General features: G+C 37.9%; 26 protein-coding genes and 1 tRNA gene. 24 read left to right on the forward strand and 3 right to left on the reverse strand.

What is annotated here, in order from left to right; translation table 11 throughout:
• The first annotated feature begins 16 nt into the window (after positions 1-16).
• From K9L86_01275 to K9L86_01310, 8 genes are all read left to right on the forward strand, one after another.
• Entirely contained in the window at positions 17-1,321 is a 1,305-nt protein-coding gene (locus K9L86_01275; protein MCF7907500.1) for a DUF3808 domain-containing protein, read from the forward strand.
• A gap of 74 nt (positions 1,322-1,395) precedes the next feature.
• Positions 1,396-1,470: transfer RNA gene (locus K9L86_01280), tRNA-Glu, on the forward strand.
• Positions 1,471-1,522: 52 nt separating this feature from the next.
• Complete coding sequence (locus K9L86_01285; GenBank protein ID MCF7907501.1) at positions 1,523-2,185, forward strand: prepilin-type N-terminal cleavage/methylation domain-containing protein; 663 nt, start codon at positions 1,523-1,525, stop codon at positions 2,183-2,185.
• A 13-nt stretch (positions 2,186-2,198) separates the two neighbouring features.
• A complete protein-coding gene (locus K9L86_01290; protein ID MCF7907502.1) occupies positions 2,199-2,756 on the forward strand; it encodes a type II secretion system protein GspG in 558 nt (185 codons plus the stop codon).
• 35 nt (positions 2,757-2,791) lie between these two features.
• Positions 2,792-3,394 (forward strand): type II secretion system protein GspG, encoded by a 603-nt coding sequence (locus tag K9L86_01295; protein ID MCF7907503.1) that lies wholly within the window; start codon positions 2,792-2,794, stop codon positions 3,392-3,394.
• 485 nt (positions 3,395-3,879) lie between these two features.
• A complete protein-coding gene (locus tag K9L86_01300; protein ID MCF7907504.1) occupies positions 3,880-4,803 on the forward strand; it encodes a hypothetical protein in 924 nt (307 codons plus the stop codon).
• Positions 4,800-5,720 (forward strand): hypothetical protein, encoded by a 921-nt coding sequence (locus K9L86_01305; GenBank protein MCF7907505.1) that lies wholly within the window; start codon positions 4,800-4,802, stop codon positions 5,718-5,720. The genes K9L86_01300 and K9L86_01305 overlap by 4 nt, the downstream gene beginning before the upstream one ends.
• A 76-nt stretch (positions 5,721-5,796) precedes the next feature.
• Positions 5,797-5,934 carry a hypothetical protein gene (locus K9L86_01310; protein ID MCF7907506.1) on the forward strand — a complete coding sequence of 46 codons (138 nt, stop codon included), beginning with the start codon at positions 5,797-5,799 and terminating at the stop codon, positions 5,932-5,934.
• A 227-nt stretch (positions 5,935-6,161) separates the two neighbouring features.
• On the opposite strand, the gene K9L86_01315 is transcribed toward K9L86_01310, so the two are convergent.
• The 3 genes from K9L86_01315 to K9L86_01325 all read right to left on the reverse strand — a co-directional run bounded on the left by K9L86_01315 (position 6,162) and on the right by K9L86_01325 (position 7,614).
• The gene (locus K9L86_01315; GenBank protein MCF7907507.1) at positions 6,162-6,506 is read right to left on the reverse strand and encodes a PilZ domain-containing protein; all 345 of its coding nucleotides are present in this window, start codon (positions 6,504-6,506) and stop codon (positions 6,162-6,164) included.
• Positions 6,507-6,685: 179 nt separating this feature from the next.
• Positions 6,686-7,012, reverse strand: coding sequence for a hypothetical protein (locus K9L86_01320; protein ID MCF7907508.1), 327 nt, complete (start codon positions 7,010-7,012; stop codon positions 6,686-6,688).
• A 413-nt stretch (positions 7,013-7,425) separates the two neighbouring features.
• Positions 7,426-7,614 carry a hypothetical protein gene (locus tag K9L86_01325; GenBank protein ID MCF7907509.1) on the reverse strand — a complete coding sequence of 63 codons (189 nt, stop codon included), beginning with the start codon at positions 7,612-7,614 and terminating at the stop codon, positions 7,426-7,428.
• 76 nt (positions 7,615-7,690) lie between these two features.
• Here K9L86_01325 and hisF point away from each other — a divergent pair, with 76 nt between their 5' ends.
• The 16 genes from hisF to K9L86_01405 all read left to right on the forward strand — a co-directional run bounded on the left by hisF (position 7,691) and on the right by K9L86_01405 (position 22,496).
• Complete coding sequence (gene hisF, locus K9L86_01330) at positions 7,691-8,452, forward strand: imidazole glycerol phosphate synthase subunit HisF (GenBank protein MCF7907510.1); 762 nt, start codon at positions 7,691-7,693, stop codon at positions 8,450-8,452.
• Positions 8,449-8,811, forward strand: a complete 363-nt coding sequence (gene hisI, locus K9L86_01335; GenBank protein MCF7907511.1) for a phosphoribosyl-AMP cyclohydrolase — start codon at positions 8,449-8,451, stop codon at positions 8,809-8,811. Before hisF ends, hisI begins: the two co-directional genes overlap by 4 nt.
• A 21-nt stretch (positions 8,812-8,832) precedes the next feature.
• Positions 8,833-10,302, forward strand: coding sequence for an anthranilate synthase component I (gene trpE, locus K9L86_01340; protein ID MCF7907512.1), 1,470 nt, complete (start codon positions 8,833-8,835; stop codon positions 10,300-10,302).
• 14 nt (positions 10,303-10,316) lie between these two features.
• Entirely contained in the window at positions 10,317-10,565 is a 249-nt protein-coding gene (rpsP, locus tag K9L86_01345; GenBank protein ID MCF7907513.1) for a 30S ribosomal protein S16, read from the forward strand.
• A gap of 14 nt (positions 10,566-10,579) precedes the next feature.
• Positions 10,580-10,852 (forward strand): preprotein translocase subunit YajC, encoded by a 273-nt coding sequence (yajC, locus tag K9L86_01350; protein ID MCF7907514.1) that lies wholly within the window; start codon positions 10,580-10,582, stop codon positions 10,850-10,852.
• Complete coding sequence (secD, locus tag K9L86_01355) at positions 10,852-13,011, forward strand: protein translocase subunit SecD (GenBank protein MCF7907515.1); 2,160 nt, start codon at positions 10,852-10,854, stop codon at positions 13,009-13,011. Before yajC ends, secD begins: the two co-directional genes overlap by 1 nt.
• Positions 13,004-14,896 (forward strand): DEAD/DEAH box helicase, encoded by a 1,893-nt coding sequence (locus tag K9L86_01360; protein MCF7907516.1) that lies wholly within the window; start codon positions 13,004-13,006, stop codon positions 14,894-14,896. Before secD ends, K9L86_01360 begins: the two co-directional genes overlap by 8 nt.
• A 197-nt stretch (positions 14,897-15,093) precedes the next feature.
• Positions 15,094-16,017, forward strand: coding sequence for a SurA N-terminal domain-containing protein (locus K9L86_01365; protein ID MCF7907517.1), 924 nt, complete (start codon positions 15,094-15,096; stop codon positions 16,015-16,017).
• Positions 16,010-16,939 (forward strand): 4-hydroxythreonine-4-phosphate dehydrogenase PdxA, encoded by a 930-nt coding sequence (locus tag K9L86_01370; protein ID MCF7907518.1) that lies wholly within the window; start codon positions 16,010-16,012, stop codon positions 16,937-16,939. Before K9L86_01365 ends, K9L86_01370 begins: the two co-directional genes overlap by 8 nt.
• The gene (rsmA, locus tag K9L86_01375; protein MCF7907519.1) at positions 16,936-17,709 is read left to right on the forward strand and encodes a 16S rRNA (adenine(1518)-N(6)/adenine(1519)-N(6))-dimethyltransferase RsmA; all 774 of its coding nucleotides are present in this window, start codon (positions 16,936-16,938) and stop codon (positions 17,707-17,709) included. Before K9L86_01370 ends, rsmA begins: the two co-directional genes overlap by 4 nt.
• A gap of 53 nt (positions 17,710-17,762) precedes the next feature.
• Positions 17,763-18,371, forward strand: a complete 609-nt coding sequence (locus K9L86_01380; GenBank protein ID MCF7907520.1) for a type II secretion system protein GspG — start codon at positions 17,763-17,765, stop codon at positions 18,369-18,371.
• A gap of 1 nt (position 18,372) precedes the next feature.
• Positions 18,373-19,884 carry a sodium-dependent transporter gene (locus K9L86_01385; GenBank protein MCF7907521.1) on the forward strand — a complete coding sequence of 504 codons (1,512 nt, stop codon included), beginning with the start codon at positions 18,373-18,375 and terminating at the stop codon, positions 19,882-19,884.
• Between the two features lie 19 nt (positions 19,885-19,903).
• On the forward strand, positions 19,904-20,800 hold the full coding sequence (locus K9L86_01390) for a class A beta-lactamase-related serine hydrolase (protein ID MCF7907522.1): 897 nt from the start codon (positions 19,904-19,906) through the stop codon (positions 20,798-20,800).
• A gap of 22 nt (positions 20,801-20,822) precedes the next feature.
• On the forward strand, positions 20,823-21,497 hold the full coding sequence (locus K9L86_01395; protein MCF7907523.1) for a hypothetical protein: 675 nt from the start codon (positions 20,823-20,825) through the stop codon (positions 21,495-21,497).
• Between the two features lie 32 nt (positions 21,498-21,529).
• Positions 21,530-21,988: a PTS sugar transporter subunit IIA gene (locus K9L86_01400; GenBank protein MCF7907524.1), complete on the forward strand. Its 459-nt coding sequence runs from the start codon at positions 21,530-21,532 to the stop codon at positions 21,986-21,988.
• Positions 21,989-22,025: 37 nt separating this feature from the next.
• Complete coding sequence (locus tag K9L86_01405; protein ID MCF7907525.1) at positions 22,026-22,496, forward strand: CBS domain-containing protein; 471 nt, start codon at positions 22,026-22,028, stop codon at positions 22,494-22,496.
• Positions 22,497-22,499 lie beyond the last annotated feature (3 nt).

Genomic DNA, 22,499 nt, shown 5'->3' on the forward strand with positions numbered 1-22,499 from the left:
TATATAATTTCTATTGATGGATAAAAGAGCTCAAATAAAAAGTTTAGGTTTATTATCATTTTTTTTGTTTTTAAGTTTTAATTTATGCGCTCAAGATTTCCTTGATGAGCCGATATTTTCTCCGGTTGCCGATAAGGTCTCCCAATACCCCGCTTCTTCAATTCTTTATAAACAGTACTTAGAAAATGGTAATCATTATCTAGATCAAGGTCTCTATCGTGAAGCAAAAGAACTATTCTGGAAGGCGATACATCTGTATCCTCAAAATCCCGATGCTTATATAAATTTAGGAACTGCTCATATGCGTCAAGAGGATCTCGACAGCGCTTTGAGAATTTTAAAAGATGCAGAAGGGCTTGTTAGTCAGGATTATCAGCAGATCGAAATTCTTTTTTATAATTTAGGAAAGTGTAATTTTTTAAAAGAGGATTACCATCAGGCAATCTTTTACCTTGAGAAAGCTTTGGCTGAGTTTTCTGACTTTGCCCAAGCTAGATATTATTTAGGAGTTAGCTATTATCGATTGGGCCAGAATGAAAAGGCTTTCGTGAATATATTTATGGCTGCTGAGATGTTTGATAAAAATGGTGATCAGGCTACGAGCTTAGAGGTAAGACAATTTTTAAGAAATATTCAGGGTACTCAAAATATTGATCGAGTTTCTTTAGCCAAGAGTCTTTTTGGTGATGCTCAGGTAGCTTTAGCTAATCAAGAACTAAGTCGGGCCATTGTTTTAATGAAGGAGAGTATATTTTTAAATCCCAATGATGCTAATGTCTACTATGAGCTGGCACTTATTTACTCGCGAGAAAATGCCTTCCATAATGCAATTATTTATTTGAATAAGGCAATTGAAGTTGATCCTGGTTTTACTAAGGCTTACTTGGGCCTTAATCAAGCTTATCGCAAGGTAGAAAAATATGATTCAGCAGTTGAAATTCTCAAAGCAGCCGCAGACCTTGATAAGGAAAATCCTTTAATTTATTATAATATGGCTCTTGCTTCCATTGAGGGTCATGACTTTAATACCGCAAGAAGATATCTAACTGAAGCGGAATTGGGCGCTTTAGCTAACAAAGATGATCTTTTGCTTGAGAAGATAAACGTTGCCTATGGTTTGATTGAGCAATATAAGCAGGCAAAAACTAAGCCACCCTTCTTTCCTAAGAAAATCACGCGTAAACCGAGCGAGACTCTTTATCCTTATCATTCGCTACCAGGCAATTCTGGTAACTTTAGTGGTGGCTATTTTGTTGTCCAGCGTTCTACTGAGGATGAGCAAAAGAAGTCAAAAAGTCATCGGACAACCCTTGAATATTAAAATCTCGCCAGTTTCTTATTAAAATATTGAGTTGACAGATATGATTTTGTAGATAGAATTATTATAATTTATTTGGCCCCATCGTCTAGTCCGGCCTAGGACACATGGTTCTCAGCCATGAGACACCGGTTCGAATCCGGTTGGGGCTACTGTTTTTATTTCTCCCTATTGAATCCCCCCCTGTAGTGGTATAATTTAACTATGAGAAAAGGATTTACCCTAATCGAACTAATAGTGGTCATTGCAATTATTGCAATTTTAGCTGCCATTATTGCTCCTAATGCTTTTAAAGCTATTGAGAAGGCAAAGATTGCAAAAACTATAGCCGAATTAAGGGTTTTCAAAACTGCTGCACATTCTTTGTATTCTGATACTGGTCGATGGCCAGGCTCTGGCGGAATTGGACCTATTGCTCAGTGGGTTTATCTTGATAATGGATTAATTTGGCCGAGAACCCCTGCTGGTTTAAATAGCAGCTTGTTTGATAATGATGATGGAGTAGGAAATACAATTTCTGGTTGGGACGGACCGTATCTTGATCGCCGATCATCTAAATCCGCTTGGGGTGGAACTTATGCTATGTATAAACGTTACAATGGTTTTCCTCAAACTGGATCTAGTGCCGGCGATCTTACTCTTGTTATTACTAGCATTTGTTATGGGTCACTTAATTCAGTGCTATCTAACAGGAATTGCCCTTTGAGTGAAGAATTAGCGGAGATAATTAATGGTAAAATTGAAGGCGACAATGATTTACGTTTTGACCAATCAACCGCCGGAAATTTTAGAAAGTTCCTTTGGGCTAACTCGGGTGATACTTGGGAAGGTTTTTATCATTTCATGATTGGAGAAGACGTTTTATAGGGGGAGGCATCCCATGAAAAAATCATTCACTCTAATCGAACTTATAGTAGTCATCGCTATTATAGCTATCCTTGCCGCAATTATTGCCCCGAATGCTTTTCGGGCTATTGAGAAGGCGAAGGTGGCTCAGGTGGTATCAGATTTAAAGACATTTAAAACAGCTGCTGTAGGTTATTATGGGGATACTGGGCAGTGGCCACCAGATGGGGTTAGTTGGTTTACTGATGAAGAGCTGCAGTTTTTCATTACTGGAGTAGGGCAACCAGCAGGCTGGGATGGACCCTATTTAGAAAGTTGGCCAAATCCACCTTGGCATTGTGAATTTGTCTATGGTGCTGATACGGTTCATGAAAATTATGATTGGGACCACTGGGTGGGGTGGTCTTATTGGGGTGTAGTGCCTGCGAATACTGATACTTGCGGTGCAAGTATTTCATGCGTTCCTCAAAAGTCAGCGACAAAGATAGATGTTAGTTTAGATGACGGTAACCCTTCTTCGGGCAGGGTTCGTTGGGTCAGCTCATATGCCGGTGGTTTCATGAATGCAATTATCATCGAAGGAGGACAGTAAAGGCCTGATTTGCATTGATAAGAGAAATAACTACTATGAAAAAATCATTTACTCTCATTGAACTAATTGTAGTCATAGCTATCATTGCTATCCTTGCTGCAATCATTGCTCCCAATGCCTTTCGTGCCATTGAGAAAGCTAAAATTACAAAAACCATTGCTGATCTAAAAGCCATAAAAACTGCCATTGGGGCTATGTATGCTGATACTGGAAAATTTCCCAGCGGCTGTATTGCCTTTACCGTCAATGACCCTGAAGTTAATTTAGATACGGCACAGGCAGGGTTGGTATCCGAACCTCCGGTTGGAATTTTTACTGGCGCTACCGGCGGCACTTGTGAGTGGACCCAAGCTAATGTCAATTCTTGGGATGGTCCTTACCTTGAAAGCGGGCAAGTAAAGGATGTTTGGCATTCAGCATATCATTATGACCCTGATTATTATTATTGCATAAATGGATATTTAAGCCCAGCTGGAGACGGGCCAATAACTAATTGCGGTGACGCTCCGGTAGCTCAAACTTGTCTAGAGGTATGCGGCGGCGCCTTTAACTGTGGCTTTCCAGTAATACAATCATTTGGCCCTGACAAAAGCGGTTATGGTTGTGATGATATTATAGTAAAAATGACACTCAATTAGTGAAAAATAAATAGATAATTAACCACTTTTCCAATCCCAATCAACCCAAAACCGACTATTTCCTTTCCGTTTGACCACTTTTTACCAAGATGGTTGACAGTTTGGTTGACATCTTACGCTTAACTACTTGAGCCATAATAGTTTTAATAGGACGCATGGTTCTTAGTCATGAGACACCGGTTCGAACTCGCAATTATTTAGGTTTTTACCTCTCGAGTCCATGAGTACGCCGAAGGCGTACGAATGAATCCTTCCGCCTGCGGACTAAAGTCCTCGGCGGAATCCCGCCGAATCCGCCAAAGGCAGATGCAGGCGGGAGGTTGGGGCTATTTGTTTTCATTTTTTCTTCAGAATTTTAGTAAATCCCATACGAATTAGTTTTCTATCTTTAAGGATGAGGCCAGGCTATATTTTGAGGTGGCATAAGAGTCAGCTGATGATATAATATGCTTAGTTCTAGAAGCAGTACATAAAGGGAGTAAAAGATGAAAAAAGTAATCGTTGCGACAACAATACAAAACCCTACAGAAGCTATTGAAAAATTTGATAGTTTGAAGGAATGGACGCTTATTGTAGTAGGAGACTTAAAAACTCCAGAAAGTTATAAATTAGAAAATGGTATGTATTTCTCTCCCCAGGAGCAAGAAAAATATGATCAAGAGCTTTCTGATTTAATTGGCTGGAATACCCACGCGAGGAGAAATTTCGGCCATCTATTAGCAAAAGACATGGGTGCGGATGTTATTGCATGTGTGGATGATGACAATATTCCGTATAATACATGGGGAAAAGACATTTTTATAGGAAAAGTTGTAGAGGCTAATTACTATGAATCTGACCTCGAGGCTTTTGACCCTGTAGGCGCTACTAATCACCCTTACTTATGGCATAGAGGTTTTCCTATTCAGCTAATAAATAAAAGGGATTATAGTAAAAAAATAAAAAAGAAAATAAAAGTAGATATCCAAGCAGATTTTTGGAACGGTGATCCGGATATAGATGCTATATGCCGAATGATTTATAAATCGGAGGTTAGCTTCGAAGAACAGTATTTTCCTATAGCGTCTAACAAGCCGTCTCCTTTTAATTCGCAAAATACATTTATTGCGAAAGATGTCCTTCCATATTGTTTTTTTCTTCCACATATTACGCCACTTGGAAGACAGAGTGATATAGGGATCTCTTATCACTTAGCATCGCTGGGATATAATGTTATATATTGCAAGCCGTCTGTTTATCAGGCTAGAAACACACACAACTTAACTATAGATATGGAGGATGAGTTTAAGGGATATATGAGCAATATAGATATCGTAAGAGCTATAGGCAATGGAACGTATAAGAAAGAAGACTTCTGGCCTGAACAGACATGCGCAGCATATGAGGTTTATCAGAGGAGATTTAAGTGAAGAATAGCAACGATACAAAAATCAATAATTCACTTTCCGGCATACTTTGTTGTATAAATTTCAACGAAGTGCACTACGACAATATAGAATTTTTAAAAGATTTGTATAGCAATTTTGTTGATGTAGTTTTTTACGGGCCAGAGCGGAAGCAGGGGTTCGAAGTAAATCAATTATGCCACCATCGTGGCTATTTTAGTTATGCAGTGATATTAGACGCAATTAAAAAATTTCCAGATTACAATGGATATATATTTGTTAATGATGATTGTATCATGAATATATGGCAATTCATAAATAAAGACAAGACTAAAGTATGGTTGCAGCCGTTTCATTCTAAAGTTAATCGCCATGATTATAAAGAAAGCACATGGTTTTGGCTGAATGAGCCATGCGGTATCTCTGCTTATGGTAAAGCTTTCTTGCAAATCCCGCGTAGATACCGTGAAAGGCTTAAATCGTCATTTGGGTCTGAAGATGCTGTGATTTGTGGACCTGCTGATTGTTTTTATTTGCCCAAAAGACGGATAAATGATTTTGCTTCCTTGTTTGATATATATTTTTCCAACAGGGTGTTTACTGAAATAGCGGTGCCTACTGGCCTATACGCAATCGAAGATAAGGCACAAATTACAGTTTTCAAGGGTCATGACAGAGTGACATTTCCTTTGTCATTTATTCCTTATGACCTAAAAGCAAAAATATTCTACAGAGGAGAGTTGGACTTATACCATCCTTTAAAATTGTCTAATTCTAAAATGAGATCTATGGTTAAAAATATGTTTAATGTATATCTTTTTCAAAGAAATAAATTTTTTTCAAAAATTTTAAGATTATGCGATTTGCTACGTCCTTTTATTTGGTTTTGGGCATATATGTATATGATTCAGGGGAGATTTTTGAGAAAGATTCGTTATTGAAAAGTTATATGAGAAAGTAGAAGCAAACTGTTAACTTATAGTTTCGTGATATAATTTTAAGCAGAGGAGGTACCCTATGAAAAAATCATTCACCCTCATCGAACCAATAGTAGTCATTGCTATTATTGCAGCAATCATCGCCCCTAATGCGTTTAAAGCTATTGAAAAAGCAGAGGAAGTAAAATGTCCACTTGGTGGCAAGATAAGAATCTAGGAGGTAGGTGGTATTGGAAATTAATATTAATGGTGCTATTTGTTGGTATTGCTGTACGAATCATTATTAGCATATCAATAAGATAACAGGTGATTTAATTTTATAGTATTTTTTTATTATGAAGTTGTTGATAACGGCTGGTCTATTTTTAATCGGATTCACAACTAGTCATAAAAAATCCCGCCCTTTTACAGGCGGGATCTATAGAGTAGAAAGTTATTTCTTAGTTATTCTTTCAAAAGATAAAATCGGATATGATCCAGAATCTGTTTTTTTGAATCCTGGCTGATCTTTCGAAATTTCATGCCTATCAAATAAGGATAGTTGCGATCGTTAGTCTCGTTTCTCCTTACTACCTCGGCAGTAGCGATGATAGGTTCTTTTTTCTCAGGAACATATATGCTTAGGTCCATTCTCTCACCTATGTCTAACTTATAAGGGGTCATTAAGCATATCCCGTCTTCGGAAATATCCTCACTCAAGGCATTGTGCTCAAATAGGTATTTAACCGGACAGCGAAATACGTTTAATTTTGCTTTAAGTCTGAAGTGTTTTCTTTCATTAACTCTCATGGTTGCCTCCATGTTTTGGCCTTAATCCTTTTGGCCTCACCTTAACCATAACATATAAGTTGATGATTTTTAAGGGAAAGGAGAGCCTCTAGCTTGAAGCGTTTACAGGTAAATTTTGCCTGTAAAATAAGGGATAATTGCTAAATTTTGAGCTAACCTATTGAGATAAGAAATAATTTTTACCAGCGGTTTAATACCTTTTGCTGGTCTTGAAACTTTTTATTGAGGGATTCTGCGGTATTTTCACTACGTTTGAGTAATGTCTGATATTCTGAGGAACCGATGTTCTCAGCTGAAGGGTTGGCTTCGTCATTTTTGTTAAAAAAATCTTTCCTGAGATAGAGCTTATTCATGATAAGGAGGATGAGAGCGGAGATAATCGTGAAAGTTACAACAATGCTGATTAGGCTAGCAAAACCTTTTTTACCATACATAAGGATAAATTTTGGCTGCAGCAGGAGGCACTCCACCAACCACGGGAGAGGTAGTAAGCCTTTACCTGCCACAACCACTCCTGAATATATCCATTATAACTTAATAATTATAAAATTGAAAGCATAAGATAATAAAAAAAGAGAGGTTTCTACCTCTCTTTTTTGGAAAACCTCTCCCGTGGCTGGTGGATCCTCCTACTTCATTTATACAATGTTAAACGTTGAGTTTCAAGGGTTTGGGAGGTTAACTTTGGAAACGCTTCCAGGGGATAGGTTGTTTTAGTGAGAAGATTATCTTAGTTAAATTGTTGTTTTTGTTTTGATCTGGAGCGGAGTTTTTTGTATTGATATTTACTGAGCTTGCCTTGCTTGTAATAGCTTTTTAGGAATTGAGATTCTTCAGTATAAGGGCTTTTTTGAGACTTACATCCGAATAGAAATGTGAGGGTTAAGAAGAGTAAGATTAGGCGTACCATACTTGGCGGTTACCACCCAGGATCCATTATCTTGGTAAAGATTTTCTTCAGTTCTTTACCTCTTTCTGCATGAATGAGGTTATTCTTTACCCGTTGGCCCTTAGTTAGTCCTTTTAGGCGATAGTCATCATGTATACGGCTTGGTCCGCAACCAACTAAAATAACAGTTATAGAGATAAGCAAGATTACCTTTTCCATTGAGTTATTATACCATAAATGGGTTTATTTTCTAACTTGTTTTGATTTTTTAGGAGTTGTGGTATAATTTTAGCTTATGTTAGCAAAAAGGATCATTCCCTGTCTTGATATAAAGGATGGCCGAGTCGTAAAAGGGGTTAATTTTATTAACCTACGCGATGCTGGAGACCCGGTAGAGAATGCCCATATTTACGAGAAAGAGGGAGCTGATGAGTTGGTATTTTTGGACATTACCGCAAGTCCTGAGAAACGATCAACTACCGTAGAATTGGTTCGTCGGGTGGCTGAGGTTGTGTTTATGCCTTTTACCGTCGGTGGTGGGGTAAGAACTGTTAGCGATATCCGTAAACTTCTTTTAGCTGGAGCAGAAAAAGTATCTTTGAATACCGCGGCAGTTAAAAATCCTCAGATTATTAGTGATGCTAGTGGAGTTTTTGGGGGTCAATGTATTGTTGTGGCTATCGATGCAAAGCTAAATTCAAAAACTAATAAGTGGGAAGTCTATGTGAATGGTGGTCGGACTCCGACCGGTTTAGATGTTTTAAGGTGGGCGAAAAAGGTCGAAAGATTGGGAGCCGGTGAAATTCTTCTTACCAGCATGGATTTTGACGGGACTAAGGAAGGCTTTGATATAGTTTTAACTAAGGCAGTATCCGAAAGCGTGAATATCCCGGTGATTGCTTCTGGTGGCGCTGGTAGACTTAAAGATTTTTTTGAAGTTTTTGAAAAGACTAAGGCTACTGCTGGGCTGGCAGCTTCAATATTTCACTATAGAGAGATTGAAATCGGCGAAATTAAAAAATATTTGCAAAAAAAAGGGGTGACGGTGAGAGTATGATAAAAAAAGCTAGAGTAAAAAGCCGAAAAACCAAAAGCAAACGCTTGATAATTCCGAGTCTTAAATTTGATAAGAATGGGTTAATTCCGGCAATTGTTCAGGATAAAAAAAGCGGCGATGTTTTAATGGTTGCTTATATGAACAAGGAGTCTTTGAAAATTACCTTAAAAGAAAAAAGAACCTGTTTTTACTCTCGTTCACGAAAAGTCCTTTGGAGAAAGGGGGAGACTAGCGGGCATATTCAGAAAGTTAAAGGTGTTTATTATGATTGTGATAAAGACGCTCTTTTAATAAAAGTAGAGCAGCACGGCGTGGCTTGCCATACAGGTTCCTGGAGTTGTTTTTACCGAAAGATATAGGTTTATTTTTAGCGATAAATTATGAGGATAAGTCCAACTTTAAAGCAGTTTAAGAGATTCGCTAAGGAAAACAATCTTATTGTTTTTTCCGAGAAGTTTTCTACTGGTCGGCTGACGCCGCTATCGGTCTATCATAGTTTAGCTAGAAAAATTAAAGGCGAAAGCTTTCTTTTGGAATCAGTGGAAGGCCAGGGAAAGGTTTGTCGTTATTCATTTTTGGGTTTTGAGCCAATTTGTACCTTTAAAAGCAAAGGAAAAACAATATATATAACTAAAGGCAAAACCCGTAGCTTTAAAACTAAAAAAGACCCTTGTTATGAGCTTAAACGAATAATGAGCACTTTTAAAGTTGCCCCTAAGGAGAATTTACGTTTTTTTGGTGGGTTTGTTGGTTATCTTGGTTATGACTTAGTCCGTTTTTATGAGCCGATTGGGAAAAACTTGCCTGACTTGCTTAAAGATTATGATACTTATTTAATTCTTCCTAAATTTTTGATTATTTTTGATCACCTAAAGTCTCAGATAGAGATACTTTCTTTTGTGTCGATTAGCGCAAAAAATAATTTGGTTAAGGTTTATGAAAAGGAAAAGAAAGTTCTCCAGGATTTATACAAGAAAATAGCTAATTGTCGAGAGTTGCCAAAATTGGCAACCACAGCCTTAAAATTAAAACTTAAGTCTAATTTTAGACAGGAAAATTTTTTGAATGGAGTTAAAAAAGCAAAAGATTATATAAAATCGGGAGAGATAATCCAGACCGTTCTTTCACAAAGATTTTCGGTGCCTTTTAAGGGAGATACTTTTAGTGCTTATCGTCAGTTGAGAAAACTTAATCCGTCGCCTTATATGTTTTATTTAAATTTCGCTAAGGTGAAATTGTGCGGTTCATCGCCGGAGATGCTTTTGCGTTGCGAGAAGAAAACTCTTTTTACCCATCCGATTGCTGGTACTCGAAAAAGAGGTCGCAATCGCAATGAGGATGAGTGCCTTGAGAAATCGCTTTTGGCTGACCCTAAGGAAAAGGCCGAGCACATTATGTTGGTGGATTTGGCGCGAAATGATCTAGGTCGGGTAGCTCAAAGAGCAACAGTTGATGTTTCACGATTCATGCAGGTTGAGCGGTTTTCACATGTTATGCATATTGTTAGTGAAGTTCGGGCCAAGCTTAAAAAAGATGAAGATATTTTTTCATCTTTGATAAGTTGCTTTCCGGCCGGCACAGTGAGTGGAGCGCCAAAGGTTCGAGCGATGCAGATCATCAATGAACTTGAGCCTGATCGGCGAGGAATCTATGCTGGATGTGTAGGATATTTTTCCTTCACAAAAAGCCTAGATACCTGTATAATAATCCGCACTATTGTTTTTAAAGGCCAAAAAGCCTATATTCAGGCTGGGGCAGGGATTGTGGCTGATTCAGTACCAGCCAAAGAGTATAAGGAAATTGTTAATAAAGCTAAAGCTCAAATATTGGCACTTGAGCTTAGCGGATAGGAGGTAGGAGAAATATGCTTAGAATAAGATTACAGAGGCCAGGGAAATCAGTTAAAGGTAAGCGTCATTACAAAATAGTAGTTATTGAGCGAGGCAGGGCTCGTGATGCAGGCTTTAAGGCCGAACTCGGTTACTATAATCCGGCAGAGAAGCTACTTAAGGTGGATATCGATAAGTATGACGCTTGGTTTAAGAAAGGAGCTCAGCCTACAGAGACTGTGGCTTCACTGTATAAAAAATATAAGAAGATAGATAAAAAGTAATTTAGGAGGGTAAAATGCAAGCTAATGCTGGAATTGTTAATTTTATACCACTTTTAGTGATCTTTGGGATTTTTTACTTTTTGATCATTAAGCCGCAACAGAAAAAGCAAAAGGATCACCAAGAGATGGTTAAGAATTTGAAAAAGAATGATGAAATAATTACTGCCGGAGGAATTCACGGAACAATTGTTCAGGTGAAAGATAAAACTCTTGGTGTGCGGATTGATGAAAATGCTAAAGTAGAGATCGATAAGATAGCAGTTGCTCAAGTAAAAAAGGTGCGTTAATGATAAAAAAAGCAGACCTAAAATTAAGGCTAGCTCTAATCGTTGGTTTGGTGGTTTGGAGCTTTTTTTATGTTTTTCCTTTAGAGAAAAAGATAAATCTTGGTCTTGATTTAAAAGGTGGTATGTATGTTCTTTTGCGGGCCGATACCTCGGGTCTAGCTACTGATAAGAAGGCTAATGCAATAAGTGCGGCGGTTGAGAAGATCCGTAACCGAATTGATAGCTTCGGAGTCAAGGAGACTTCGATCCAGGTTCAAGGCTTAAACTCTATTTTAGTTCAGGTTCCCGGTTTAGTTAATCGTGAAATGGTAGACAAGTTAAAGCAGGTCGGGAAATTGGAGTTTAAAATAGTTGAAGATGATGAAGAAAAAGTTACCAGTGCTTTAGGCGGCGAAGTACCCGAAGGCTATGAATTAAAGAAATATGATGATACCCGTCTTTTGCTTAAGCAAGAGGCAGCCTTGGTTGGCTCTGATCTTTCTGAGAGTTTTGTTGGATTTGATTCTTATGGATTAGCTGAGGTACGTTTGAAGTTCACTTCAGAAGGTACTAAGGCTTTTGCTGAGGCGACTGAACAAAATGTTGGGGAGCGCTTGGCAATTGTTTTAGATGGAGTAGTCAAAAGTGCTCCGGTAATCCGTGAACCGATATTGAGCGGTGAAGCGCAGATTTCTGGAGATTTTTCGGTAGATGAAGCCCGATTAATTGTTTCGGTATTAAACTCTGGTGCGTTGCCTATTCCTTTAACCGTAGAGGAAGAAAGAAGCGTAGGTCCACTTCTTGGTTCTGATTCAATACGTAGAGGGGTATCTTCAATTCTTCTTGGGGCGCTTTTAGTAGTTGTTTTTGTAGTTATTTATTATCTTTTTGGCGGCTTTATAACTATTTTTTGTCTTGCTCTAGACTTGCTATTTATTCTCGGTGGTTTACATCTTTTTAAAGGAACTCTTACCCTTCCCGGTATCGCCGGCATGATTCTAACCTTAGGTATGGCCGTTGACGCCAATGTTTTAATTTTTGAAAGAATTCGTGAGGAGCTCAGCCTACATAAACCTTTGGGTTTGGCGGTTAAGAATGGTTTTAATAAAGCCAAGCGTACTATAGTTGATGCTAACATAACCACCTTGATCGCAGCCTTCTTTTTGTTTTATTATGGAACTGGACCGATAAAGGGTTTTGCTACTACACTTTCTTTAGGTATAGTTGCCAGTATCTTTACTTCTGTATTTGTCGGAAGAACAATTTTTTCAGTGCTTTTGGATAGACGTTTAAAAAAGTTTCCGATGCTTTCACTTATTGGCTCTCCGAAGATTAATTTTGTTAAATTAAGAGGTATTTGCAGTATCGCTTCTTTAATCGCTGTATTTTTAGGAATGTTTTATTTTTATTCTAATCAAGATAAGGTTTACGGTATCGATTTTGAGGGCGGGCAAGTTCTTGAGTACAAGATTACACCGCCTGCCGACACTGAAGATGTCCGCCAAATATTAAAAGGTAAGGGTTTTGTTGATTTAGTAATTCAGGAGTTTAGCGATATTCCGGGAGGAGTTATAATTAAGAGTAAGGATGATATCGGCTATGAGCTAGAGAAAACCTTAAAAGACAATTTTGATCAGGTTGATGAACTTAGAGTCACGACCATTGGTCCGACTGTTGGTAAGATTCTAAGGCAGAAGGCTTATCTGGCGATTTTGCTTTCTCTTTTAGGGATACTTGTTTATATAGCTTTTCGTTTCAAACACTTTGATTTTGCTTTAGCTGCGGTAATTGCTCTTTTCCACGATGTTTTTATAACTTTGGGTATACTTTGTTTTGTCGGCTTCAAGGTTGATCTTTTGGTTGTTACTGCTTTACTTACAATCGCCGGTTATTCGATAAACGATACGATTGTAATTTATGATCGAATACGTGAAATCGAACCACGCTTTAAGCGAAGCTCATTGGGCGAAGTTATTAATTTAGCCATAAATAGTACCTTGTCCCGAACGATAATCACATCGCTCACTACACTCATGGTGGTTGTGTCGATATATATACTCGGTGGAGAGGCGCTTAAAGGGTTTTCCTTTGCTCTTTTAATCGGAATCGTTGCCGGTACTTACTCTTCGGTTTATATTGCCTCCCCCTTAGTGCTTCTTTTTAGAAAGACTCGTGCTTGAAACATTCAAGATCTATCCTCACAAGCGAATTTCGCTTCAAGAAATAACTAAAAAACTACTTTCTTTGGGTTATCGACGTTTCGACCAGGTAGCTCAAGAAGGAGATTTTTCTATCCGTGGTGATACCTTAGAGATTTTTCCAGCTAATTTTAGCTACCCTTTAAGAGTTGAATGGGAATTCGAGACGATTAACAAAATTTTTTCTTTTGATAAGTCTTTTAATAAGAAAATTCTTGATTATGATTTTCTTTTTTTGATCCCTTGCCTAAAGAAGCGTAAACGCTACATTTCCGAAGATTCGCCAATTTCAGCGGTATTACAAATTAAAAAAGGTGATTACGTAGTTCATAGCCGTTATGGGATAGGTGTATTTTGCGGTTTAAATAAGTTAATTGTAAGGAATAAGGAAGATTATTATTTTGAGATTGAATACGAAAATAAAGATAAGCTTTATGTGTCTAGAGAAGAAGCTCACCTTATTCAGAAATATTCTAATTTTAACTTAAACCGGCCACGGCTCACCCGTCTTGGTAGCCGAGATTGGCCGCGCCTTAAAGAGAAGGTTGAAAAGGGTATCAAGCATTTTGCTGTATCAATTTTGCGCATGGAGGCTCAAAGAAAAATAATCGGCGGGTTTAAATATGCTGAGGATGATTCCTGGCAGAAAAAGTTTGAACAGGGTTTTCCTTATCGAGAGACGCTTGATCAAGCTAAAGCCACGATTGATACAAAGAATGATATGCAGCGGACTGGTTGTATGGATCGAATAATTTGTGGTGATGTCGGTTATGGTAAAACTGAAGTTGCAATGCGAGCAGCTTTTAAGGCGGCTAGTTGTGGTCGGCAGGTGGCTTTTTTAGTTCCGACTACAATTCTTGCGTATCAGCATTATATAAATTTAACAAAAAGATTGTCTGGTTTTCCTTTTTACGTTGAAATGCTTTCTCGGTTTCGTTCAGGCTCCGAGCAAAAAAATATTTTAACTAAATTAAAAGAGGGTAAGATCGATATTATTGTCGGTACTCATCGTCTTTTATCCGGCGATGTCGATTTTAAGGATTTGGGTCTTTTGATTATCGATGAGGAGCATAAGTTTGGGGTGACCCATAAGGACAAGATAAAAAAACTGAGAGTGCGTATAGATATTCTTAGTCTTACCGCAACACCAATACCACGTACTCTTTATATGAGTTTAGTCGGTTTAAAAAATATATCCTTAATAAAAACACCACCTAAACAGCGCTTGGCGATTAAAACTGAAATGATATCTTTTAATCCTGAACATTTAAAAGATATAATTGTTCGGGAGGCAAAGCGTGGTGGCCAGGTTTTTCTCATTCATAATCGTATCGAAACCATAGATCGCATCGAGAACGCTCTAAGAAAGGTTTTACCTAAAGAGTTAAGGATGGAGGTTATTCATGGAAGGCTTCCTACTAAAGAAATAGAGGAAGTGATGCTTGAATTTATTAATCAAAAGATAGATTGTTTGCTGTCGACGGCAATCGTTGAATCGGGGATAGATATTCCTACGGCCAATACAATTATTATCAACGATGCTTATAGATTTGGTTTGGCTGATTTGCATCAGCTGCGGGGTAGAGTTGGCAGGCATAATGTTCAAGCTTATTGTTATTTGGTTATTCCGCCTAAACATAGTGTATCTTCTGATGCGATTAAACGTCTTAAGATGATTGAGGAATTTTCTCATCTTGGAGCTGGTTTTGAGATAGCAATGCGAGATTTGGAGCTTCGAGGTGCCGGAAATATTTTAGGTCGCCAGCAGCACGGATTTATTTGGATGGTTGGTTTTGACCTATATTGTCGAATGCTTAAAAAAGAGATTGAATATTTAAAAGAAGCGTTTAAGATAGGTATGAGTTAGATAATTCGATCTAACATTTTTTAATCCCTCGCAGAAATCCCCGGGCTTTAGCCCGAGGGATGAATGCTCTTTTAGGATTTCTGCTCGGGAGGAAGCCTTGGCCTTTAGGCCGGGGAGGCTTCACTGCAACTTGAATCTTGAAAAGATTCGTTAGTTGAATTATGAAAAAATGTTGATCTCATTAAAGGAGGATGATAGTGTTTAGAAAAACTAATAAGAAGTATTTAATTCTTGGGTTGGTTATTGGTTCTGTTTGTTTATTTGGCTTAACTTTAAGAGTAAACGCTGAGGCGGTAGCTAAGATAATCGCTAAGGTCAATAAGCAAGTAATAACCTCTCGAGATTTGGATGAGTATTGCAAGGTTTTGCAGTTTAAATTAAGTGATTCTCGGGATAATATTCCTTCCGAAGATGTTGAGTTTCGGAAAATAGCTCTTAGTAGGTTAATTGAAGATAAGCTTATTCTTGATGAGGCAAAAAGAATAAAGATGGAAATCCCTCGGGCTTTGGTTGAGGATCGTCTTAATGAGATTATTAAATCTCATCCTTCGCGTGAGGTTTTTGAGGAATCTTTAGAAGAACGAGGACTTACAGTTACCAAATTAAAGGAAAAAATAAGAGAGCAGTACTTAATGCGTGAACTTATACAGATGCAGGTAAAGTCTTCAATTGCTATATCGCCACAAGAGTTAAATAGTTATTACTCTGAGAATAAGAGCCAAATGCTTTCTCCGGCAGGATACATTTTTTATATCGCTACCTCTAAAGATGAGGGTAGTCTTAATCAGATAGTTGATAAAATTAAAACTGAGGGCATAGCTAAGGCTCTCGGTGACTATCAGGATGAGTTGATAAGGATGGAGTCGGCTGAAGATGAGTTGAAACCTCAGATAGTCGGCATTCTTGAGAAACTTAAAGGTGGTCAAAGTGAAGTGGCTAAAATGGAAGAGACTTATTATTTAGTTTACATGGAGAGCAAAATAGACCCTAGAGAGCTTACTCTTTCTGAGGCCCAAGAGGCAATTCGTGGTTATCTTTGGGATCAGAAATTCAAACAAAAATTTAGTGAGTGGGTTAAAGAGTTGAAAGAGATGTCGGTAATAAAAATTTATAATGAGTAAAAAGAGAGTCGTAATTGCCTCCGGAGATCCAGCTGGTTGTGGGCCGCTAATTACCTTAAAGGCTATTGAGCAGCTCAAAAACAAGGATATTGATTTTTTTGTTACTGGTGATAATAAAATTTTCGAGCAGTTTCCGGTATATAAAAGGGTAAAAAAACGTATTAATTTTATTGATCTTAATACTCCCGGAATCAAAAAACTAAAAAAAGGAAAACCGTCAATTTCATCTGGACGAGCCGCCTTAAGCTATCTTAATGAGGCCTTAGAGCTAGTTGATAGCAAGGATATTAGGCGGTTAGTTACCGCCCCCTTATCTAAAGAAGCCGTACAGTTAATCTATAGGCAGTTTAGTGGTCATACTGAGTACTTAAAGAATTATTTTAGGGTCCCACAGATTGAGATGATGATGGTTTCAGCTCAGCTAAAGATAGTTCTCCTAACTCGGCACATTGATTTAAGTAAGGTGAATTCTTTATTGAGACCAGAAGAGATTAAAAAAACTCTCAGCTTAGTCTATTCTTCACTTCAAGGTCAGTTTAAACTAAAAAAACCAAACATAGCCTTTGCTTCTTTTAACCCTCATGCCGGAGTTGATACTTTTTTCGGAAAGGAGGAAAAGAAGATAGCTTTCGGTATTGCTAAATTTAGAAAGAAGATTTCCGGCCCATACCCGTCGGATACTTTATTTACTAAAGATAGTCTAAATAAATATGATTGTATTGTTTGTGTTTACCATGATCAGGCAATGATTCCTTTTAAGTTGCTAGCGATGAGGGAGGGGGTAAATCTTACTTTGGGTTTACCGATCGTGAGAACCTCTCCGGCTCACGGCGTAGCTTATGATCTTACAAAACAGAAAAAAACTCCATTTCATTCCTCAATGTTTGAAGCTATCAAATTAGCTTTAAAACTCACCCCATGAAACAAAAGCGTTCTTTAAGCCAGGTATTCTTAAACGATAAGAAGTGTATTGAGAAAATGGTAAGCGTTTTAGATATCGATGGTAAAACTGTTTTTGAGATTGGCCCTGGTTCAGGGTGCATTAGCGAGCATCTTGCTCAAAGGGCTAAAAAATTTATCTGTGTAGAGATCGATCCCCGTTTTTATAAAGTTCTAAGCGATAAATTTGCTCAAAAGTTAAATACCGAAGTCGTTGCGGCAGATGTACTTAAGTTTCCACTTTCTAAGGTAGGCGGAAAAATAGTTGTTTTTGGTAATGTTCCTTATCAGATAAGTTCAGATATAATTGAATACCTTATAAGCTATCGTAGTCAAATCAAGCAAGCTTACCTTACTTTCCAGAAGGAGTTTGTTCAGAAACTTCTCGCTAAACCTTCTTCAAGCTTTTACGGTATTCTTAGCTGTCGCATCCAGTATTATGCGAAAATCAAGAAAATATTTGATATATCGGCTGAGAGTTTTTGCCCTAAGCCGAAGGTAGACTCTTCTTTTATTAGGTTAGAGTTTTATAAGAAACCTCTCTATAAAGCTAAAGATGAAAAGTTTCTTTTTGATCTTATTACCAAGGCTTTCTCCCAACGCCGCAAAAAGATTATTAACTCTTTAGCGATAGACGAACCAGAGAAGGTTCTTCTAAGCCTTAAGATAAACCCAAATCTAAGGGCTGAAGATTTATCTTTGAAAGAATATGTAGCTATAGCCAATAACTTTAGTATTTTGAGTCAGAAATAGTTTGAAAATCGTAGTTAGGGGTGCTAAAATAAATATCAATTAAGGGAGGGTATATGCGTAAAGGTTTTACTCTAATTGAACTAATTGTAGTCATCGCGATTATCGCTATTTTAGCTGCTATCATCGCCCCTAATGCTTTCAAAGCAATTGAAAAAGCCAGAAATGCTAAGACAATAGCTGATTTGAAAGCCATAAAGACTGCGATAACCGCTTTGTATGCTGATACAGGGAGGTTCACTCGTGGTTGTGCTGCTTTTGTAACTACTGAGCTTGAGATGAGGTTAAATGATGAGGGTGTAGGTTTGCTAGATAAGCCTGTAGCGAGAGTGTGGCATGCTGGTGGTTCTGGTGATGCGCCTTGCGAATGGACTGCAAGTAATGTGGAGGCTTGGGACGGACCTTATGTTGAGGGTGGTAACCTTATTGATGTTTGGCAAGAGGCTTATATCTATGATGGTGATTATACAGTTTGTACGATTAACTGTGCTGGTGGTTGTGTGTTTAATATTTATACTGAGTGTGCTTCAGCTGATCCAGCACGATTGTTATGTGAAGATGAATGTGGCCCAGCTGGACCCTGTAAGCCCCCAGTTTTGGGTTCGTTTGGTCCAGACGGTGAGTGGTACACTTGTGATGATATAGTAGTGAAGCTTAGCAACTAAAATGAAGAATCAAACTCTAGCCCATCATCGGCCCCAGTGGAAAACCCATATCGGATTTCTTTTGGCTGCTGTAGGCTCAGCCATTGGCTTAGGTAATATTTGGCGTTTTTCTTACCTTTGTTATAAGAATGGTGGAGGAGCCTTCCTAATACCTTATTTAATTGCATTATTGATTGTCGGTATTCCTTTGATGGTTTTGGAAATCGGCCTTGGTCATAAGATGCGTGGTTCAGCCCCGGCCTCATTCGCTAGTGTTTCTAAAAAATGGGAGTGGCTTGGTTGGTGGCAGGTAATTTTTGTAATGTTTGGCATCGTTCTTTATTATTCAGTTGTCATATCTTGGTGTTTAAGTTTTCTATTTTTTTCCTTTAAACTAAACTGGGCACCTGACCCGAATGTTTTCTTTTTTAAAAAGTTCCTAATGGTTAGTAGTGGCCCTTTTGATATCGGCCAGCTACGCACACCGATTGTATTTTCTTTACTTTTGGTCTGGTTTTTTAGTTGGCTTATTTTGTTTCGCGGGGTACAAAAGGGCTTAGAGCGGGCCAATAAGATATTTATGCCCCTTTTATTTTTTTTAACAGCAATTATTGTTTTTTGGGGTTTGCACCTGCCGGGAGCAAGGGCCGGGGTGATGGTTTATCTTACTCCTGATTTTAGTAGACTTAGCGATGTAAAAGTTTGGATGGATGCTTTTAGCCAGATATTTTTTACTTTGAGTTTAGGTTTCGGGATTATGATTGCGTATGCATCATATCTTCCTAAGAAGAGTGAAATTGTCAGAGACGCTTTAATTATTAGTGGCGTAAACTCTTTATTTTCTTTGTTTGCCGGGTTTGGTGTATTTGCAGTTTTGGGTTATATGGCTCATACTACCGGTCAGCCAATTAGCGAGGTAGTATCTGAGTCAATTGGCTTGGCCTTTGTAGCCTTCCCTAAGGCGATAAGCCTTTTGCCGTACCTTGCTAAGTTTTTTGGAATTGTCTTCTTTGGAAGTTTAGTTATTGCCGGATTGTCATCCTCAATTTCGATAGTCGAAGCTTTTACCTCAGGCTTAGTCGATAAGTTTCATTACTCACGTAAAAGTGTTGTCTCAGCTTTGTCAATATTGGGATTTTTAGGGGGTGTAGTTTTCGCAACCCAAGGTGGGCTTTATTGGTTAGATATTGTAGATCATTTCCTTACTCAGTATGGATTAGTGGCTGCGGCAATCTTTGAGTGTATATTACTTGGTTGGATTTATAAATCAAACAAGCTGAGGGGACACATAAACCATTATAGTAGTTGGCGTTTGCGCGGTTGGTGGGATATTTGTGTAAAATTTGTGATACCGTTAATTTTGCTTATAATTTTTGTTTCAGCTTTGGTCGAAGAGTTTAGTACGCCCTATGGAGGATATTCTCGTCTAGCAATCGTTTTAATTGGCAGAGATTGGCTTATCTACACTTTATTCTTCGCAATTATCGTCGCCTCACATCACTGGAAAACAGAACCCAGTGAAAGAAACCTTTAAAGATAAAATTTTTAAAAAGATGAGAAAAAATAATCTTTTCATCGTCGGGATCATTCTTGTTATTTTTCTTTTCTTGGCTTTATTTTTTGGCTTTAAATTATCTCAAAAACAAAAGTTATTTTATGAGATAAGAGAGGCGATAGCTCAAGAGGCAGAAAAATCAAGCATTAACTATTCATTGTTTATTAAGGATTTAGCTTTTCCTAGGGTTAATTTAAGCTATCGAGTTAGCGAAAGTATTCCAGCGGCAAGTCTACTAAAAGTGCCAATTTTAGCTGTAGCTTTTCGGGCCACAGCTGAAGGAAAGGTGACTCTCGATCAGACAGTTGTAATTGAAAAAAAAGATATTACCGGCGGTTCGGGAAAATTAAAGGCAATGAGCTTGCCATATAGTTTGACTTTTGTTGAATTGCTTGAATTTATGATTAGCATAAGCGACAACACTGCTACTAATAAGGTGATTAATCTTTTGGGTGCTGATTATATCAACACAATTTTTAAGGAGCTAAATTTAACTAGCACAAGCTTAAGTCGAAAGATGATGGATTTTTCAAGGCGATCTCAGGGTGTTGAAAATTATACCAGCGCTGCCGATATCGGACTTATTTTAGAGAAGATTTATGATCGAAAATTAGTCAATAGGGAGTTTTCTGATATAGCGATGGATCTTTTAAAAAATCAGAAGGTTAACGATCGCATCCCGCGCTATTTACCAGACGAGGCTATTGTTGCTCATAAGACTGGGCTAGAACGGGGAGTTGTCCATGATGCTGGTATTGTTTTCTCTCCGGCCGGGGATTACATAATATGTGTATTGGTTGAAGGCGAGAAAGATTATCGCAAGGCTAAGAAATTCATTGCTCAAAGTTCACTACTGGCGTATAATTTATATAGTAAAAATAAGAATAAAAAATAGTTAATTTTATTGGGGCAAAGAAATGGAAATTATTTCGGCTGTCTTACCAGTTATAATAATTATTGTAATATTTTTCTTGGTTGTTCGAATAGCGACCGCGGTTTTAAAGCTTACTGGGATGGATGAAAAAACTGCTCGCTTTCAGGCGATTTCGGCTTTTACTGGAACTGGATTTACTACTAAGGAGGCTGAAACGATTTTAGAAGACCAGATGCGCAGAAAGACTATTTCAGTTCTTATGATTCTTGGTAAGGTTGGAATCGTATCGGTTATTGCCGGTTTATTTTTTTCCTTCGGTAAAGGTGATGTTGTTACTGATGTTTGGAAGGCGATAATACTTCTCATATTTATTTTTATTCTTTATAAGCTAACTAGCTTAAAGTCTTTTAGCCGGGCCTTAAATAAGTTTATTGAAAAAAGAATTGTGGCCCGGGGGATTACCCAGCAAAAGACTTTAGAAGAATTATTTCATCTTCCTAAGGGTTATGGTTTGGCTCAGCTTACCGTGGTTGAGGGCAGCAAGGAAAATGGCCTCAGTTTAGCTGAAGCCGGGTTCATTAAGAAAGATATTTTAGTTTTGTCTATCGAGAGAAAAAATAGGCTTATTTCCTTTCCTCATGCTCAGGATTTAATTAAAGAAGGGGATCGGCTTCTTTGTTATGGGTTAATAAAGAATATAAAGGTCTATGCGGCTTAAATTTTGCTACATTTTTAAAGGAGGTCAATGGTATGGTTGTTTCTAACTATTTAAAAGAGCAATATTGTTTAATCGGGTTAGTGTCTCAGGATAAAAAAAGCGTAATTACTGAAATAGCTGACAAGCTAGCGGCAAGTGGCAAGCTCATTGATAAAGAAAAATTCGTCAATGATGTTGTTGAAAGAGAAGAGCTTGGTTCTACTGGCATTGGCAAAAAGGTTGCTATTCCTCATGCTCGTACCAGTTCGGTTAAAGGCTTTATCATTGGTTTTGGAAAGTCTGAAGCGGGAATTGATTTTTCAGCTTTAGATGGAGACAAAGTCAATTTGGTTTTTCTGATGGGGGCAGATCCGAGTGAATTAAATCTTTATTTGAGAATTTTAGCTGAGCTTTCTAAATTGTTGATGAATAATTCTTTTCGCGAAGAACTTATTTTAGCCAAAAATCCGAAAGAAGTTATTGCAACGATTAAGAAATTCGAGAGAGTTTAAATTTAGCTAAGTTAGCTTAAAGAGATAGGGAGCTATTATGGAAATAAAAGTGTCCGAAATCGTTAAAAAAGATATTATAAAAGTTAAACGTTCAATGTCTCTGCGGAAACTTCTTAATCTATTTAAGGAGTTTCATACCCATCCTTTAATTCCGGTTGTCAATGACCAGGATGAGTTGATTGGTGTTGTTTACCCGGAGAATATGCTTGATCTTCTCAGGCCAGCCCAGGCAAAACTATTTCGAAATATCCCGTTTATGGAGATCGATGAAGACGTTTTTGACTTAGATCCGGTCCCGGCTATGGGCGATTTGTTGATTGTTGATGACATTATGGACACTAATGTTATATCAATAAAAGATCAGAGTCTTCTTAATGATGCTTATGCTGCTATGCGTCGGCATAAACGCGATCGCCTGCCAGTGGTTGATGCTCAAGGAAAAATCGTCGGCATCATAGGTGTTTTTGATATCATTTGGAGAATGTTTAAAGAAAAAGAAATTGTTTAAAAG

It is taken from the genome of Candidatus Omnitrophota bacterium, from assembly GCA_021735655.1.
GTDB lineage: Bacteria > Omnitrophota > Gorgyraeia > Duberdicusellales > 4484-171 > JAHKAJ01.

Excerpts from the sequence above, each read along its gene's own strand:
- K9L86_01300 (MCF7907504.1), top strand. The coding sequence starts at position 3,880 with ATGAAAAAAGTAATCGTTGCGACAACAATACAAAACCCTACAGAAGCT.
- K9L86_01325 (MCF7907509.1), bottom strand. The coding sequence starts at position 7,614 with ATGGAAAAGGTAATCTTGCTTATCTCTATAACTGTTATTTTAGTTGGT.
- hisF (MCF7907510.1), top strand. The coding sequence starts at position 7,691 with ATGTTAGCAAAAAGGATCATTCCCTGTCTTGATATAAAGGATGGCCGA.
- K9L86_01370 (MCF7907518.1), top strand. The coding sequence starts at position 16,010 with ATGAGTAAAAAGAGAGTCGTAATTGCCTCCGGAGATCCAGCTGGTTGT.
- K9L86_01275 (MCF7907500.1), top strand. The coding sequence starts at position 17 with ATGGATAAAAGAGCTCAAATAAAAAGTTTAGGTTTATTATCATTTTTT.
- rpsP (MCF7907513.1), top strand. The coding sequence starts at position 10,317 with ATGCTTAGAATAAGATTACAGAGGCCAGGGAAATCAGTTAAAGGTAAG.
- K9L86_01380 (MCF7907520.1), top strand. The coding sequence starts at position 17,763 with ATGCGTAAAGGTTTTACTCTAATTGAACTAATTGTAGTCATCGCGATT.
- rsmA (MCF7907519.1), top strand. The coding sequence starts at position 16,936 with ATGAAACAAAAGCGTTCTTTAAGCCAGGTATTCTTAAACGATAAGAAG.
- hisI (MCF7907511.1), top strand. The coding sequence starts at position 8,449 with ATGATAAAAAAAGCTAGAGTAAAAAGCCGAAAAACCAAAAGCAAACGC.
- K9L86_01395 (MCF7907523.1), top strand. The coding sequence starts at position 20,823 with ATGGAAATTATTTCGGCTGTCTTACCAGTTATAATAATTATTGTAATA.
- K9L86_01315 (MCF7907507.1), bottom strand. The coding sequence starts at position 6,506 with ATGAGAGTTAATGAAAGAAAACACTTCAGACTTAAAGCAAAATTAAAC.
- K9L86_01390 (MCF7907522.1), top strand. The coding sequence starts at position 19,904 with ATGAGAAAAAATAATCTTTTCATCGTCGGGATCATTCTTGTTATTTTT.
- K9L86_01310 (MCF7907506.1), top strand. The coding sequence starts at position 5,797 with ATGAAAAAATCATTCACCCTCATCGAACCAATAGTAGTCATTGCTATT.
- secD (MCF7907515.1), top strand. The coding sequence starts at position 10,852 with ATGATAAAAAAAGCAGACCTAAAATTAAGGCTAGCTCTAATCGTTGGT.
- K9L86_01400 (MCF7907524.1), top strand. The coding sequence starts at position 21,530 with ATGGTTGTTTCTAACTATTTAAAAGAGCAATATTGTTTAATCGGGTTA.
- yajC (MCF7907514.1), top strand. The coding sequence starts at position 10,580 with ATGCAAGCTAATGCTGGAATTGTTAATTTTATACCACTTTTAGTGATC.
- K9L86_01295 (MCF7907503.1), top strand. The coding sequence starts at position 2,792 with ATGAAAAAATCATTTACTCTCATTGAACTAATTGTAGTCATAGCTATC.
- K9L86_01290 (MCF7907502.1), top strand. The coding sequence starts at position 2,199 with ATGAAAAAATCATTCACTCTAATCGAACTTATAGTAGTCATCGCTATT.
- trpE (MCF7907512.1), top strand. The coding sequence starts at position 8,833 with ATGAGGATAAGTCCAACTTTAAAGCAGTTTAAGAGATTCGCTAAGGAA.
- K9L86_01385 (MCF7907521.1), top strand. The coding sequence starts at position 18,373 with ATGAAGAATCAAACTCTAGCCCATCATCGGCCCCAGTGGAAAACCCAT.
- K9L86_01285 (MCF7907501.1), top strand. The coding sequence starts at position 1,523 with ATGAGAAAAGGATTTACCCTAATCGAACTAATAGTGGTCATTGCAATT.
- K9L86_01405 (MCF7907525.1), top strand. The coding sequence starts at position 22,026 with ATGGAAATAAAAGTGTCCGAAATCGTTAAAAAAGATATTATAAAAGTT.